14 protein-coding genes and 1 pseudogene are annotated in these 14,682 nt (G+C 59.7%); 12 read left to right on the top strand and 3 right to left on the bottom strand.

Annotated features, from left to right (window positions below; all coding sequences use genetic code 11):
- The first annotated feature begins 2 nt into the window (after nt 1–2).
- From rfbD to WBK19_RS10865, 9 genes and pseudogenes are all read left to right on the top strand, one after another.
- Entirely contained in the window at nt 3–890 is an 888-nt protein-coding gene (gene rfbD / locus WBK19_RS10825; RefSeq protein WP_511289583.1) for a dTDP-4-dehydrorhamnose reductase, read from the top strand.
- Nucleotides 891–904: 14 nt separating this feature from the next.
- A complete protein-coding gene (gene rfbA, locus WBK19_RS10830) occupies nt 905–1,783 on the top strand; it encodes a glucose-1-phosphate thymidylyltransferase RfbA (protein WP_511289585.1) in 879 nt (292 codons plus the stop codon).
- Nucleotides 1,783–2,325 carry a dTDP-4-dehydrorhamnose 3,5-epimerase gene (gene rfbC / locus WBK19_RS10835; protein WP_511289587.1) on the top strand — a complete coding sequence of 181 codons (543 nt, stop codon included), beginning with the start codon at nt 1,783–1,785 and terminating at the stop codon, nt 2,323–2,325. Before rfbA ends, rfbC begins: the two co-directional genes overlap by 1 nt.
- 88 nt (nt 2,326–2,413) lie before the next feature.
- On the top strand, nt 2,414–2,653 hold the full coding sequence (locus tag WBK19_RS10840; protein ID WP_226494921.1) for an antitoxin: 240 nt from the start codon (nt 2,414–2,416) through the stop codon (nt 2,651–2,653).
- A gap of 13 nt (nt 2,654–2,666) precedes the next feature.
- Nucleotides 2,667–3,068, top strand: a complete 402-nt coding sequence (vapC, locus tag WBK19_RS10845) for a type II toxin-antitoxin system tRNA(fMet)-specific endonuclease VapC (protein ID WP_511289589.1) — start codon at nt 2,667–2,669, stop codon at nt 3,066–3,068.
- 95 nt (nt 3,069–3,163) lie between these two features.
- Nucleotides 3,164–4,603 carry a mannose-1-phosphate guanylyltransferase/mannose-6-phosphate isomerase gene (locus WBK19_RS10850; protein WP_511289591.1) on the top strand — a complete coding sequence of 480 codons (1,440 nt, stop codon included), beginning with the start codon at nt 3,164–3,166 and terminating at the stop codon, nt 4,601–4,603.
- 174 nt (nt 4,604–4,777) lie between these two features.
- A complete protein-coding gene (locus WBK19_RS10855; protein ID WP_511289593.1) occupies nt 4,778–5,272 on the top strand; it encodes a PEP-CTERM sorting domain-containing protein in 495 nt (164 codons plus the stop codon).
- Nucleotides 5,273–5,353: 81 nt separating this feature from the next.
- Nucleotides 5,354–6,451: pseudogene (locus WBK19_RS10860) on the top strand (nucleotidyltransferase family protein).
- A gap of 107 nt (nt 6,452–6,558) precedes the next feature.
- Nucleotides 6,559–6,906, top strand: coding sequence for a VanZ family protein (locus tag WBK19_RS10865; RefSeq protein ID WP_511289595.1), 348 nt, complete (start codon nt 6,559–6,561; stop codon nt 6,904–6,906).
- Between the two features lie 14 nt (nt 6,907–6,920).
- On the opposite strand, the gene epsA is transcribed toward WBK19_RS10865, so the two are convergent.
- Nucleotides 6,921–7,724: an XrtB/PEP-CTERM-associated transcriptional regulator EpsA gene (gene epsA, locus WBK19_RS10870; RefSeq protein ID WP_511289597.1), complete on the bottom strand. Its 804-nt coding sequence runs from the start codon at nt 7,722–7,724 to the stop codon at nt 6,921–6,923.
- A 309-nt stretch (nt 7,725–8,033) separates the two neighbouring features.
- Between epsA and WBK19_RS10875 the strand changes: the two genes are divergently transcribed.
- The 3 genes from WBK19_RS10875 (at nt 8,034) to WBK19_RS10885 (ending at nt 11,216) form a co-directional block, all read left to right on the top strand.
- Nucleotides 8,034–9,311, top strand: coding sequence for an undecaprenyl-phosphate glucose phosphotransferase (locus WBK19_RS10875; RefSeq protein WP_511289700.1), 1,278 nt, complete (start codon nt 8,034–8,036; stop codon nt 9,309–9,311).
- Between the two features lie 10 nt (nt 9,312–9,321).
- Entirely contained in the window at nt 9,322–10,035 is a 714-nt protein-coding gene (locus tag WBK19_RS10880; RefSeq protein ID WP_511289599.1) for a lytic transglycosylase domain-containing protein, read from the top strand.
- Nucleotides 10,036–10,217: 182 nt separating this feature from the next.
- A complete protein-coding gene (locus WBK19_RS10885) occupies nt 10,218–11,216 on the top strand; it encodes a DnaJ C-terminal domain-containing protein (protein WP_511289601.1) in 999 nt (332 codons plus the stop codon).
- 9 nt (nt 11,217–11,225) lie between these two features.
- Here WBK19_RS10885 and WBK19_RS10890 read toward each other — a convergent pair whose 3' ends face one another.
- Both WBK19_RS10890 and gcvP read right to left on the bottom strand, forming a co-directional pair.
- The gene (locus WBK19_RS10890) at nt 11,226–11,768 is read right to left on the bottom strand and encodes a DUF2946 family protein (protein WP_511289603.1); all 543 of its coding nucleotides are present in this window, start codon (nt 11,766–11,768) and stop codon (nt 11,226–11,228) included.
- Nucleotides 11,768–14,674 (bottom strand): aminomethyl-transferring glycine dehydrogenase, encoded by a 2,907-nt coding sequence (gene gcvP, locus WBK19_RS10895; RefSeq protein ID WP_511289605.1) that lies wholly within the window; start codon nt 14,672–14,674, stop codon nt 11,768–11,770. The genes WBK19_RS10890 and gcvP overlap by 1 nt, the downstream gene beginning before the upstream one ends.
- Nucleotides 14,675–14,682 lie beyond the last annotated feature (8 nt).

Here is a 14,682-nt window from a genome sequence, read left to right on the forward strand (position 1 = left end):
TCATGAAAATTCTTCTGACAGGCAGTAACGGCCAGGTTGGCTTTGAACTGCAGCGGGCCTTAGCGCCGCTGGGCGAGGTGGTTGCCGTTGATCTTGCGGACTGCGATCTGTCCAGCACCGACGCCATCCGCCAGTTGGTTGCCGAGGTCAAGCCGCAGGTGATCATCAATCCGGCGGCCTACACGGCCGTGGACAAGGCAGAAGCTGAGCCGGTGCTGGCCCGGGCCATCAACGGCACGGCGCCCGGTGTCTTCGGGGAGGAGGCGGCTCGTCTTGGCGCGCTGGTCATTCATTACTCGACGGACTATGTCTTCGACGGCAACAAGACCGGCGCTTATCTCGAGACCGATGCGCCCAATCCGCAAAGCGTTTATGGCCAGACCAAGCTGGCTGGCGAGCAGGCTTTGCAGGCGAGCGGGGCGGATTGCCTGATTTTTCGCACGAGCTGGGTGTTTGGCGCGCACGGCGCCAATTTTGCCAAGACCATGCTGCGTCTGGCGGCCGAGCGCGATGGCTTGAAGATTGTCGCCGACCAGTTTGGTGCGCCGACTTCAGCCGCGCTGCTGGCTGACGTGACGGCACAAGTGCTCGGGCGCTACCAGCGCGAGGGCAGGGCGGGCTTCCCGTTTGGCCTCTATCACCTGGTCGCCGCTGGTTGCACGACGTGGCACGAATACGCCCAGACGGTGGTGCGCGCTGCCTTGGCGGCCGGCAAGCCGCTCAAGCTGACGGCCGAGGAGATACTGCCGATTACCACGGCCGATTACCCGCTGCCGGCGCCCCGGCCCAGCAATTCCCGGCTCGACACCAGCCGCCTGCGCCAGACCTTCGGGCTGGAACTGCCTGATTGGCAACGCGGGCTGGACCATGTTCTGCAACAAATTCTCTGATTCAAGGACACATCATGCGTAAAGGCATCATCCTGGCTGGCGGTTCCGGCACCCGTCTCTACCCGGTTACTCTGGCCGTTTCCAAGCAGCTGCTGCCGATCCACGACAAGCCGATGATCTACTATCCGCTGACGACGCTGATGCTGGCGGGGATTCGCGACATCCTGATCATCTCGACCCCGCAGGACACGCCGCGCTTTCAGCAATTGCTCGGCGACGGCAGCCAGTGGGGCCTCAATCTGCAATATGCCATCCAGCCCAGCCCGGACGGCCTGGCCCAGGCTTTCATCATCGGTCGTGACTTTGTCGGCAATGGCGACAGCGCACTGGTGCTTGGCGACAACATTTTCTATGGCCACGAGTTTGCCAACGACCTCGGCGCAGCCGGCGCCCAGACCAGCGGCGCCACGGTCTTCGCCTACCACGTGCATGATCCGGAACGTTACGGCGTGGTCGAGTTCGACGCCGCCGGGCAGGCGATCAGCCTGGAAGAGAAGCCGAAGGTGCCGAAGTCGAATTACGCGGTGACCGGCCTTTATTTCTACGACAACCAGGTGCTCGACATCTCCCGCGACCTCAAGCCGTCGCCGCGTGGCGAGCTGGAAATCACTGATGTCAATCGCGTCTATCTCGAGCGCCAGCAGTTGAACGTACAGGTCATGGGTCGCGGCCACGCCTGGCTCGACACCGGCACGCATGAAAGCCTGCTCGACGCCAGCCAGTTCATCGCCACGATCGAAAAACGCCAGGGCCTGAAAGTGGCGTGTCCGGAAGAGATTTCATTCCGCAAGGGCTGGATCGATGCCGGCCAGCTCGAAAAACTGGCCCAGCCGATGATCAAGAACCTTTACGGCCAGTACCTGATGAGCGTGCTAAAGGAACGGGTGTTTTGATGATTGCGATGCCGACTGCAATACCTGATGTGATCGCACTTGCACCCCGGGTTTTTGGCGACGACCGCGGCTTTTTCTATGAGAGCTATAACCAGAAGGTCTTTCAGGAGGCCACCGGGCTGGATGTGACCTTCGTCCAGGACAACCACTCCAAATCCGCCCGCAACGTGCTGCGCGGCCTGCACTATCAAGTGCAACATCCGCAAGGCAAGCTGGTGCGCGTGGTGCAGGGTGAGGTCTACGATGTTGCGGTCGACATCCGCAAGGGCTCAAAAACCTATGGCCAGTGGGTTGGTGAAATCCTCTCGGCGGACAACAAACGCCAGCTGTGGATCCCGCCCGGCCTGGCGCACGGCTTTGTCGTGCTCTCCGAAACGGCTGAGTTTCTCTACAAGACCACCGATTACTACGCACCAGCCCACGAGCGCTGCATCGCGTGGAACGACCCGGATCTGGCGATTGACTGGCAACTCGAAGGCGAACCATTGCTCTCGGCCAAGGATGCGGCGGGGCAGCGGTTTAAGGATGCGGTTGGGGAGTGATTGGGGAGCCCTTCCCTAATACGCCTGGAAACGGATAATTTTACGGTGGTATATACTTGGTATATCAATCGTTGTTGGAGGTGCTCAAATGCAAACTGCAAAATTATTCCAGAATGGTCGTAGCCAGGCGGTTCGGTTGCCCAAGGCCTTCCGTTTTGAAGGAGTGAGCGAGGTGCGCATCGAGCGCGATGGTGATCGGGTTGTCCTCAGTCCGGCATCCCGGCCGTCCATCGAGGGGCTGATTGCGGCGCTGGATGAGTTTGATCGCGAGAACCCGATGCCCGAGCGCGAGCAGGTCGCCGCGCCCGATCAGCGCGAATCCTGGTAACGGGGTTTTCAGCATGCGTTTCATGCTCGATACCAATATTTGCATTTACGCGATCAAGAACCGGCCAGCGGAGGTGCTGCAGGCCTTGCGAACGCATGAGGCGGCTGGCATCGGGGTGTCGAGTATTACGGTGGCAGAGTTGTTTTTTGGTGTCGAAAAAAGTGGCTCGATAAAAAATCGCCTGGCGTTGCAGCATTTTCTGGAGCCGCTGGAGATTGCGGATTTCGATATGACCGCAGCGCAGGTTTATGGTGCGGTAAGGCAGCAACTGGAGCTTGCCGGAACGCCGATTGGCCCACTGGATACGCAAATCGCTGCTCATGCGCTGGCGCTTGGGGTGACCCTGGTGAGCAATAACCTTCGGGAGTTTTCTCGGGTCAAGTCGCTGCAGGTTGAGAATTGGGTTGACGCTTGAATATCCCTTGCTCAACTTAAGCCAGATGATTTCATTTTTAGCCAAAATTTCCGGTTGACCGTAGCAATCAACGTTTTTCATAGGTGCAGATTTTCATGACCAAGATTCTCCCCGTCGTACTCTCCGGTGGTTCCGGCACGCGTCTGTGGCCGCTGTCCCGCGAGAAATACCCGAAGCAGTTGCTGCCGCTGGTCGGTGAACAGTCGATGTTGCAAGCCACGGTAGCCCGCCTCGGTGGCCTGGCCGACATGGCGGGGCCGCTGCTGGTCTGCAACGAGGAGCATCGCTTCGTCGTCGCCGAGCAAATCCGCACCCTTGGCCTGCAAGGCTCGGTCCTGCTCGAACCATTTGGCCGCAACACCGCCCCGGCCCTTGCCCTGGCTGCCCTGTGGGCCGTGCGTGATGGCGAAGATCCGGTCCTCGTCGTCATGCCGGCCGACCACGATATCGCCGACGGCGCCGCCTTCCGTGATGCCGTAGCGCGCGCCGTTACGCTGGCCGCCACCGGCGTCACCGTCACCTTCGGCATCACCCCCGACTGCCCGGAAACCGGCTACGGCTACATCCAGCGCGGCCAGGCCCTGGCCGACGGATCCGGCGCCTACAACCTGAACCGCTTTGTCGAAAAACCTGACCGCCAGACCGCCGAAAGCTACCTCGACTCCGGCGACTACCTCTGGAACAGCGGTATTTTCGTCATGAAGGCCTCGGTCTGGATCGCCGCCCTCGGCCTCTGTCGTCCCGACATTCTGACGGCCTGCCAGCAAGCCCTCGCCGGCGGCAAGACCGATGGCGATTTTGTCCGCGTCGATGTCGACGCCTTCAAAGCCTGCCCCTCCGACTCCATCGACTACGCCGTCATGGAACGCCTGACCACCGGCGGCGCCGGCCTGCCCAAAGCCGCCGTCATTCCGCTTACCGCCGGCTGGTCCGACGTCGGCGCCTGGGATGCCCTGTGGAAGGTATTGCCCAAATGCGGCGAAGGCAACGCCACCCGTGGCGACGTCATGCTCGAAAACTGCCGCGATACTTTGGTCGTCTCGGAAAGTCGCCTCGTCGCCTGTATCGGCGTCAGCAACCTCGTTGTCGTCGAAACCGACGACGCCGTCCTCGTTGTCCATCACGACGCCACACAAGACGTCAAAAAGATTGTCGACCGCCTCAAAGCCGACAAACGCAGCATCGCCCAATGGCACCGCAAGGTCTATCGCCCCTGGGGCTGGTACGACGGCGTCGATTCCGGCGAACGCTTCCAGGTCAAACGCATCGGCGTCAAACCGGGCGGCACCCTGTCACTTCAAATGCACCACCACCGAGCCGAACACTGGATCGTCGTCAGCGGCACCGCTCGCGTGACCAAAGGCGAGGAAACCTTCCTCGTTACCGAAAACCAATCCACCTACATCCCGCTCGGCGTTACCCACCGCCTGGAAAACCCCGGCATCGTGCCGCTCGAGATGATTGAAGTGCAGTCCGGCAGCTACCTGGGCGAGGACGATATCGTACGTTTTGAGGATACCTACGGGCGGAGCTGAGGCGGCGGGTTTGGGTGACTGATCGAAGGGGGCCATAAACCACGCCGGTCCGGAGATTCTGGCCGGACGGTGGTTTTCGACATCGAAAGGTCATGACATTAGTCTGTTCGGACTATTGTTGCGCTGCAATATCGTGACTAACATCCGTCCAACATAATTTTCAATGGAGTTGTCATGAAAAAGACCCTGGTTGCACTGGCCTTGGCCGCAGCTGTTCCGGTCGCGGCTCACGCGACTTCCTACGATATCGAAGAAGTCCTCAAGTTCACTGCGACTTCTGATACCGCCACCTTCCTGCTCTCCTGGGAAGATCTGGTTGCTACCAACACCAAGAAGGGGTGGACGACCGAAGTAGATGGCAAGTACTCCCTGTCTCTGTTCGACACCGTGAGCAAGTCGTTTGTCTTCAAGGACAAAGATTTTGATCTTGGCGACACCAGCGGCGTTCTGTCCGATACCTTCACCCAAACTTTTAGTTCGCTGGTTGCCGGCACCAAGTATCGTTTGAACTTTTCCGGTAGCTGGAATGGCCCGAATGGCGTGAACTGGTCTTCGTCGACGCCGTCGGTCAGCGTGGCCATGGCGCCGGTTCCTGAGCCGCAAAGCTATGCCATGTTCCTGGCTGGTCTCGGCATCATCGGCGCTATCGTTCGCCGCAAGAACATCTGACCGTAAGCATTTAGCATTAGAATGCCGCCTTCGGGCGGCATTTTTTTTGACTGTAGGGGGCAAATAGTAGTGGTAAAGGGAATGATTCTGGCAGCAGGCCAGGGGACGCGGGTTCGTCCATTGACCAAGGATTGGCCGAAGCCGATGGTGCCGATTCTCGGCAAGCCGGTCATGGCCTACCTGATCGAGCATCTGGTGCGCTACGGCATCACCGAGATCATGGTCAATGTGGCGTATCACCACAAAAAGATCGAAGAGTATTTCGGCGACGGCCGGCGCTGGGGCGCCAATATCGGCTAATCCTACGAAGGCGTCGGCGACCACGGCGATATTCTGCCCAGGCCCAAGGGCTCGGCCGGCGGCATGAAGGCGATTCAGGATTTCAGCGGCTTTTTTGACGAAACGACGCTGGTGATCTGCGGCGATGCCATCGTCGATCTCGATCTCGATATCGGGGCGGCATTGTTCGAGCACAAGAGCAAGGGCGCCCTGGCCAGCGTGGTGACGCTGGAGGTGCCGAACGATCAGGTGCAGAACTACGGCATCGTGGTGACTGACGATGATGGCTAGATCGAATCCTTCCAGGAAAAGCCGAAGCCGGCCGAGGCCAGGTCCAATCTGGCGAGTACCGGGATCTATATTTTCGAACCGCAGGTGCTCGATCTCGTGCCGTCGGGTGTCGAGTTCGACATTGGCAGTCAGTTGTTCCCGCTCATGGCGGAAAAGGGCTTCCCGTTCTATGCCCAGAGTCGTTTCTTCAACTGGATCGATATCGGCCGCGTCACGGACTACTGGTCGGTGCTGCAACGAGTGCTGCGCGGCGAGGTGGCCGAGATGGACATGCCGGGCAAGGAAATCAAGCCCGGTGTCTGGGTTGGCCCGAATGTCTCAATCAATTGGGACAGTTCGAAGATCGTCGGGCCGGTCTATATCGGCTCGAGCGTCAGGATCGAGCCAGGCTGCTCGGTCATCGGCCCCGCCTGGATCGGCCACGGTAGCCATCTCCGTCAGGGGGCCAAGGTGATACGCAGCGTGCTCTTCGAATACACACGCATCGGCGAGGGCATGGAGTTCTCCGAGATGATCGTTTCGCCTCGCTATTGCGTCGACCGGGCCGGCGAAACGACCTATGTCGGCGATGACCGCTGCAAATTGCGCTGGGGCGATGCGCGGGGGTGATTTGTAGCAAAGCAGGGCCCATCTCCACCTCTCGAAGCGAGGAAGCAGCGATAATCCTGCCTGTTGGTACTGGGTGTTTTTAGAGGAATGATATGGACGCAGACAGCATGACAACGATTCAGCCTTGGGTACGCAGCCGTTTCTGGCTGGTCGTTGGGCTGCTTGGTGTGTCTGCGCTGTTTGTCCTGGGCGCGCAGCCCTTCGCTGTCGGGATCATCCCTTCGCCGTTTGACAAGCTGGCGCATGCCGTGGTGTTCGGTGGCCTTTTCCTTGTTCTCGATAGCGCACTGGCGTTGCCGCTCTGGCTTCTCCTGACCATTCCCTTGGTGCTTTCGGCGGGCGATGAGTTTCACCAGATATTCCTGCCGGGGCGCCAGCCTGGTCTGGATGACTGGTTGGCGGGCTTGTGCGGCGTCGCGTTGGCCGCCTGCTGGCGTCATTTCCGGCGCAGCTGATTGCTCGGTGTTTCCTATCCGAACTCGTAGCTGGATTCGGGGAGCCCGTTATTGGCGATATCTTCTAGCTTGCCTACGGCCTGGGCGCGATTACTGACGTTGATCTTCTTGAAAATCCGCTGCAGGTGGTTTTTGACCGTAAACGAGCTGATTTCGAGGATCATGCCAATTTCGATATTGGTCTTGCCGTTGCGAACCCATTCGAGAATCTCGATTTCACGGGTACTCAGACCCGATTTGATCAGCGAATTGATCAGCGTCGGCGCGGTAACCTGGTCCGGTTCATGGATCGGCAAGCCATCGGTTTTTCTGACCGCTGCATCGACATGGGGGAGAAGCAACTCGAAAAGCCTTCTTTCCTGCTCGTTAAAACTGCCGTCCCGTCGGAGCAGGATGTACAGGTGATCAGCCTTGAAGCGCGTGTCGGGAATTGCATGGAATAAAATATGTTTCATTTCATGCAATTCGGAGTGAAGGATTGTTACATCAATATTACTGCTACTTACGCTTGACATCGATGCCGAGGTGACTCGACCGCAACCTGCAACCCAATGCAGGTGAATGCCGTTCCTGAATTCGCGGATGGAGTCGTGCAGAGGTTTTGCGCCACGTATTCCCGGTATGCCGGAAACGATATCGTAGTGATAGGTTTCTCCGCCGATCGCGCCGCTGAAGCAAATGATAACGTCATGCTGAATTGCTTCCTGGAAATCGCCCTGAAGCCACAGCAGCAGCTGAAAATGGCTCTGGATCGACAGCGAGTTGTGCATGATCCGAACGATCAGTTCCGGGTCGAATTTTTTATGGACGGATGCCATGTAATTATTTTTTGTCCCTGATTTTGAGTCGCCATTATTACGTTAGTCTTTATTTTGTAATGTCGACTATTTCACGAAAAATTCAAATGCTGCAGTGCGGCATCGTGTTGCACTTGGGATACAATTTGGCTTGGTTAAACAGTCGATAAGTCTCCGGTTAATGCTATGAACATTTTGTCCTCCTCGCGCTTCGGTGGCGTTGCGTCGAATCGCCCGTTTATGGGTATGGAACGGGTTGGCGGGGCATTGTTTCGACTTTTTGAGTCGTTGGTTGATCCCGTTACGGTCCTTTCCACCCTTTTTGGGCTGATGTTGTGGTTTCGCGACGATGAGTATGCTCACTATGCAGTGCTTGGAGTGCTCGTTTTTTCGCTGACCTTTCCGGGCAAGAGCCTGATTCAGGAGACCGTACGAGGCAGCATCCGCGAAGTTCTTATCAGTTGGTTGGGGATAGCTGCACTGCTGATTTTTTTCGGCCTGGCGACTGGGCTTTACACGCTTTTTCCAGAAGAAGTTCTGTTTAATTGGCTCTGGATGGCCCCGGTTGCCCAGTTGGCTGGCCATTTTCTGTTCCGCGTTACCATGCCTGCAGTCCTCGCCGCGAATGGCTTTCCGAAGCGGGCTGTGGTGGTTGGCTGCAACGAATTGGGCCGCCATCTGGCAACCGAGATTGATCGTCACCCGATGCAAGGCATCAAGCTGAGCGGATATTTCGACGATCGCGACGTCGAGCGACTGGACATGGGCACTGGCCGCCTGATCGGCCGTTTTTCCGATGTTGCTGACTACGTCAAGGCCAACAAGGTCGATCTGATCTACCTCGCCTTGCCGATGGCGACGCAGCCGCGAATTCTTTCGCTGCTCGAATCGCTCAACGACACGACGGCTTCGGTTTATTTCGTGCCGGACATATTTGTTACCGACCTGATCCAGGCACGCATGGATGCGGTTGGCCGGATGCCGGTGGTTGCCGTCTGCGATACGCCTTTTTCCGGATTGAACGGTATCGTCAAGCGTTTGAGTGACGTCGTTCTCTCCTCCCTGATCCTGATTTTGATTTCGCCGGTCCTGCTCGTTGTTGCCGGTCTGGTCAAGCTGAGTTCACCCGGCCCGATCATTTTCAAGCAGCGGCGCTATGGCCTCGATGGCGAGGAGATCATGGTCTACAAGTTCCGCTCGATGAGCGTGTGCGAAGATGGTCCGAACGTTCCCCAGGCACGCAAGGGTGATGCCCGCGTGACGCGAATCGGCGGCATTCTTCGCCGGACGTCACTCGACGAGCTGCCGCAGTTCATGAACGTCTTGCAGGGGCGCATGAGCATTGTCGGCCCGCGACCGCATGCCGTCGCTCACAACGAGATGTATCGCAAGCTGATCAAGGGCTACATGGTTCGCCACAAGGTCAAGCCGGGCATCACCGGCTGGGCGCAGGTCAACGGCTACCGTGGCGAAACGGAGACGCTGGACAAGATGCAGGCGCGTATCGATTACGATCTCGAGTATTTGCGCAACTGGTCATTGAATCTCGATCTTTACATCATTTTTCGCACCGTCCTGCTGGTTTTCAAGGACGCGAGCGCCTACTGAGGCGGGGCCGATGACTTTTTCGGCTTCCGGGCAGAGATGTTTGCCGGCTTTGGTTGTGCTGGGCTTGCTTGCCCCCGTGCTCAGCCATTCGGCGGAGGTTGTTGCACGCGGCGATAGCCCGCGCGTAAAGCTTCGGCTGGACAAGCGGCCGGTGGCGCCAAGCCCGTTTCGCCTGGAGATTCAGCGGGCGGACTATCGGCTGAATACGGGTGCGGTGACCGAAACGCTGGCGCCTCAGAGAAAAGGCTCGGCGCTGTCGGCCATGATCGATCGCCACGCCAATGCCAAGGGGCTCGATCCGGCGCTGGTCCATGCGGTGATTCGCGCCGAGTCTGCCTATCGTCCCGATGCGCTGTCGCCGAAGGGGGCAATCGGCTTGATGCAGGTCATGCCGGCGACCGGCAGGCGTTTCGGGGTCAGCGATCTCGAAGTGCCGGAGCGCAATCTGCAAGCCGGCACGACCTATCTTCGGCATTTGCTTGATCGTTTTGACAATGTGTCGCTGGCGCTGGCGGCTTACAACGCGGGCGAAGGGGCGGTGAGCCGCTTTGGCAACAAGATCCCGCCGTATCCGGAGACGCAGGGCTATGTTCAGGGAATTCTTCGCTCGTACCGGAAGGATCTTGGTCTGGATGCCTCCATGCCGACCCTTTATACAGATGGTGTGCGTCTCGCAGCAGACGATCTGGCGCCGTATCGCCTGGTCAATACCGGCCGGTATTGAGGACTGGTTGACCTTCCGGTAATGGTTTGGGGCGGTATTTTCGTCCGGCCGGCGGAATGGTGGTGAGGTCTTTTATAATCGCTCCCTTCCATATCCCATGAATGGCAATCAGACACCGGTTTTGACCCCATGCACATCGGCGGTATTGCGTTGTTGTGGGGCTCGCCTGGTCAATGCAGTCAATGAATTCCGATCCCCATGAAATTCTCGGTGTTTCGCCCGGAGCTGCCCCGGCCGAGCTGAAGCGCGCCTATCGGCGGCTGGCCATGCGCTGGCATCCGGATCGGAGCGATCATCCGCAAGCGACGGAGCGTTTCAAGCAGATCAGTGCGGCGTACGAGCAATTGCTTGCCGTTGATGCCGATGATGTTGAAGAGGCTGTGGCGCCCCAGGCCGAGCCGGATGAGAGCGCGGCGAGGGCAGCGGATATTCGGCTCAACCTCGAGGTCAGTCTGGAAGAGACTGCTTCGGGTTGTCGCAAGACCATCCATTACACGCGTGGCAACGCCTGCCCGACCTGCGAGGGTACGGGCGAACACGGCATGTCCAGGACGCGCTTTTGCACTGCCTGCCATGGCAGTGGCCGGGTGCATGATGCCAAGCGCAATCTCGTGCGTTGCGAGGAGTGTGGCGGGCGCGGGCTGTTTACCGAGCGTATTTGCAAGGATTGTGGCGGCAGCGGCCGCGAACTGGCAGAGGTTAGCCTGGAAATTCGTGTACCGCACGGCATGTTGCCCGGTGACGAACTGCGCCTGGCGGGGCAGGGCGAGCCGGAGGATGAGGAGCTGCTTGCTGGCGATCTTTACTTGACGATTGTCATCCGCACTCATCCGCTTTACCAGTTGCGCGGTCGCGACCTGCATTTCCGGATGCCGGTCAGCGCGCTGGCCATGATGGCCGGTGGCGAAATTGATTTGCCATCACTGGCCGGCGTGATCTGTCATTCGCTGGAGGCCGGCGCGGCTGAGAGCAGGCAGCTACGGCTGGCCGGCAAGGGCTATCCGGGGCGTGGCAAGAGTCACGCGGGTGATCTGGTGGTCGACCTGGAACCGGTCTTTCCGAGGAAGCTCAGCGCCCGGCAACGCAAGCTGCTGTTGCAGGCCAACGCGGCGCTGCTCGACGATGCGGATGAGTCGCTACCGGAAATTGCTGCTTGGCGGAACGCTCACTGCATCGAGTAGGTAGTCCGCTCAGGGTTGCGGATGCGAATTGAAATTAAAGCGTTTTTTCGTGTCGACCGTGGCAATCGACTGTAGCGGCAGGTTCTGCCAGAGGATATCGCCGGTGGCCGTTTCCATCAGGCTTGAAAGCGCCTCATCGCTCGCCGGCTGGCCGTTGCCGTCATGGCATTCGGCGAGAAATTGCGCCAGATCGCGATCATTGAGCAAGCCGATACCTAGCGTCGTTTCGAGCAGGATGCTGCCTTCTTCATCGAGATAAATCGCCTTGATGTCGCCGGCCGGTTCACCGGTATGGCTGACAAAGGACTCGCCTTCGCGGCGGAACACCCACGGGGTATAGGCCAGTTCGACGAACACCCGTTGCGGGCCGTTCTGCAAGAACCAGCAGCCTGACTCGTCACAACCATACTGCCGGTTGATGAAGTTGATCAGGCCGCTGTGCGTCACTCGCTCTCCCTGCAATCGCCAGTCGCCCCGCCGGTCGAGCGACAACCAGTCGTAACAGGCGGGGACGTTGGGCCACTTGGCGATGGCAGAGAGATCGACTGTCATCAGTCTTCGTAGGCAGACATCGGCGGGCAGGCGCAGTTCAGGTTGCGGTCGCCGTACACATCGTCGATGCGATTGACGCTCGGCCAGAACTTGTTGGCAGCCACCCAGGGCAGCGGGAAGACGGCCTGCTCGCGGCTGTACGGATGCTTCCAGTCGCCGTCGATGACGTCCGCCTGCGAATGCGGGGCATTCTTGAGCGGATTGTTGTCGGCTGACCAGACGCCATTTTCGATCTGGCGGATTTCCTCACGAATGCTGACCAGGGCTGCGATGAAGCGGTCCAGTTCGGCCTTCGATTCGGATTCGGTCGGCTCGACCATGATCGTGCCGGCCACCGGGAAGGATACCGTCGGCGCATGGAAACCGTAGTCCATCAGGCGCTTGGCGATGTCGGTTTCGCTGATTCCGGTCGCCGCCTTGAGCGGGCGGATGTCGAAGATGCACTCGTGCGCCACGCGGCCGTTCTTGCCGACGTAGAGCACCGGGTAGTGCGCCTTCAACTGCTGGGCAACATAGTTGGCGTTGAGGATGGCGACTTGCGTCGCCTTCTTGACGCCTTCGCCGCCGAGCATGGCGAGGTACATCCACGAAATGGTCAGAATCGAAGCCGAACCGAACGGGGCGGCAGAGACCGCGCCTTGACCGGCGTTGACGCGATCCGCCGCACCGGTGGCCGCCACCGCGTGGTCGGCCATGAACGGCGCCAGATGGGCCTTGAGGCCGATCGGTCCCATGCCCGGTCCGCCGCCGCCATGCGGGATGGCGAAGGTCTTGTGCAGGTTCATGTGGCTGACGTCGGCGCCGATGAAGCCGGGCGAGGTCAGGCCGACCTGGGCGTTGAGGTTGGCGCCGTCCATGTACACCTGGCCGCCGTTGGCGTGCACGATGGCGCAGATGTCGCGCACTGCTTCCTCGAAGACACCGTGGGTGGACGGGTAGGTGATCATCAGGCAGGCGAGGTCGTCCTTGTGTTCCTCGGTCTTGGCCTTGAGGTCGGCGACATCGACGTTGCCGTTTTCGTCGCAATCAACGACGACGACCTTCATGTTGGCCATCTGGGCCGTAGCCGGGTTGGTGCCGTGGGCCGATTTCGGGATCAGGCAGATGTCGCGATGGCTGTCACCGCGACTGGCGTGGTAACGCGCAATGGCGACCAGGCCGGCGTATTCGCCCTGCGCACCGGAGTTCGGCTGCATGCAGATGGCGTCGAAGCCGGTGACAGTTTTTAGCCATTCGGTCAGACTGGCGATCATTTCAAGGTAGCCAATGGCCTGGTCACGCGGCGCGAAGGGGTGCATGCCACCGAATTCGGGCCAGGTGACCGGAATCATCTCGCTCGTCGCGTTGAGCTTCATGGTGCAGGAACCGAGAGAGATCATCGAATGGTCGAGCGCCAGATCCTTGTTCTGCAGCGACTTGAGGTAGCGCAGCATCTCGTGTTCGGTGTGGTGCGTGTTGAATACCGGGTGCTGGAGCACGGCGTCGCTACGGATCAGCGCGTCGGGCAGGGCGGAGTCGGCGGCGGCGACCTGGGCGTCGATGACGTCCATGTCGAGCGTGACCTGGGTAATCAGCTTGAACAGCGTGGCAACATCGTTGCGCGTCGTCGTTTCGTCGAGCGAAATGCCGAGGACGCCAGCCGAGACGCGGCGCAGGTTGTAGCCGGCGGCCAGTGCGTCGAGGTAGACAGTTTCTGCGCGGGCGCCAAGATCGAAATGAACGGTGTCGTAGAACTGCTTGGTCAGCAGGCTGACGCCTGCGCGCTTGAGGCCTTCGGCAAGAATGGCGGTCAGGCGATGGATACGGCCGGCGATGGTGCGCAAGCCTTCGGCGCCGTGGTAAACGGCGTACATGCCGGCCATGTTGGCCAACAGCACTTGCGAGGTGCAGATGTTGGAATTGGCTTTCTCGCGGCGAATGTGTTGCTCGCGAGTCTGCAACGCCATGCGGTAGGCGGTCTTGCCGCGGGCATCTTTGGACAGACCGATGATGCGGCCCGGCATCGAGCGGACGAAGGCTTCGCGGGTGGCGAAGAAAGCGGCGTGCGGGCCACCGAAGCCCATCGGGATACCGAAACGCTGGCTGGAACCGAGGGCGATGTCGGCACCCATGGCGCCCGGCGATTTAAGCAGGACGAGGGCCATGAGGTCGGAAGCGACGGCAACCGTCGTGCCCTTGGCCTTCAGCGCAGCGATGGTCGCGGTCAGATCGCGGACTTCGCCGTTGTCGCCCGGGTACTGGAGCAGGGCGCCGAAGAAATCTTCACTTTCGATTTTTGGGCCATTTTCCGGGTTGACCGTGGCAATGACCAGTTCGAAGCCGAAATAGCCGGCGCGGGTCTTGACGACGTCTATGGTCTGCGGGAAGCAGTTGGCATCCACCAGGAAGCGGTTGGATTTGGACTTGGAAACGCGGCGTGCCATGGTCATCGCTTCGGCGGCAGCGGTGGCTTCGTCGAGTAGCGAGGCGTTGGCAATCTCCAGCCCGGTCAGGTCGACGACCATCTGCTGGAAATTCATCAGCGCTTCAAGACGGCCCTGGGCGATTTCAGCCTGGTAGGGCGTGTAGGCGGTGTACCAGCCCGGGTTTTCCAGGACATTGCGGACGATGACCTTGGGCGTCAGCGTGTCGTAATAGCCCATGCCGATGCAGGACTTGTTGACGACATTCTTGCTGGCGATGGCCTTGAGGTCGGCCAGCGCTTCATGTTCGCGGCGCGGCGCGGGCAGCGGCAGGTCGTCGGGTAGACGGATGGCAGCGGGGACGGTCTGGTCGATCAGCTGTTCGAGGCTGTCGGCACCGATGGCGGCGAGCATGGCGGCCAATTCGGTCGAGCATGGGCCGATGTGACGGCCGATGAACTCGTCGTGCTGCTCGAGGGCGGAAAGGGGAAGATTCAACGGCATGGGAATCC

Source organism: Azonexus sp. (assembly GCF_049652925.1).
Classification (GTDB): domain Bacteria; phylum Pseudomonadota; class Gammaproteobacteria; order Burkholderiales; family Rhodocyclaceae; genus Azonexus.

Coding starts and splice junctions, on each gene's coding strand:
- vapC (WP_511289589.1), top strand. CDS start 2,667: ATGCGTTTCATGCTCGATACCAATATTTGCATTTACGCGATCAAGAAC.
- gcvP (WP_511289605.1), bottom strand. CDS start 14,674: ATGCCGTTGAATCTTCCCCTTTCCGCCCTCGAGCAGCACGACGAGTTC.
- WBK19_RS10850 (WP_511289591.1), top strand. CDS start 3,164: ATGACCAAGATTCTCCCCGTCGTACTCTCCGGTGGTTCCGGCACGCGT.
- epsA (WP_511289597.1), bottom strand. CDS start 7,724: ATGGCATCCGTCCATAAAAAATTCGACCCGGAACTGATCGTTCGGATC.
- WBK19_RS10880 (WP_511289599.1), top strand. CDS start 9,322: ATGACTTTTTCGGCTTCCGGGCAGAGATGTTTGCCGGCTTTGGTTGTG.
- rfbD (WP_511289583.1), top strand. CDS start 3: ATGAAAATTCTTCTGACAGGCAGTAACGGCCAGGTTGGCTTTGAACTG.
- WBK19_RS10890 (WP_511289603.1), bottom strand. CDS start 11,768: ATGACAGTCGATCTCTCTGCCATCGCCAAGTGGCCCAACGTCCCCGCC.
- WBK19_RS10875 (WP_511289700.1), top strand. CDS start 8,034: ATGTTGTGGTTTCGCGACGATGAGTATGCTCACTATGCAGTGCTTGGA.
- rfbA (WP_511289585.1), top strand. CDS start 905: ATGCGTAAAGGCATCATCCTGGCTGGCGGTTCCGGCACCCGTCTCTAC.
- WBK19_RS10855 (WP_511289593.1), top strand. CDS start 4,778: ATGAAAAAGACCCTGGTTGCACTGGCCTTGGCCGCAGCTGTTCCGGTC.
- WBK19_RS10840 (WP_226494921.1), top strand. CDS start 2,414: ATGCAAACTGCAAAATTATTCCAGAATGGTCGTAGCCAGGCGGTTCGG.
- rfbC (WP_511289587.1), top strand. CDS start 1,783: ATGATTGCGATGCCGACTGCAATACCTGATGTGATCGCACTTGCACCC.
- WBK19_RS10865 (WP_511289595.1), top strand. CDS start 6,559: ATGACAACGATTCAGCCTTGGGTACGCAGCCGTTTCTGGCTGGTCGTT.
- WBK19_RS10885 (WP_511289601.1), top strand. CDS start 10,218: ATGAATTCCGATCCCCATGAAATTCTCGGTGTTTCGCCCGGAGCTGCC.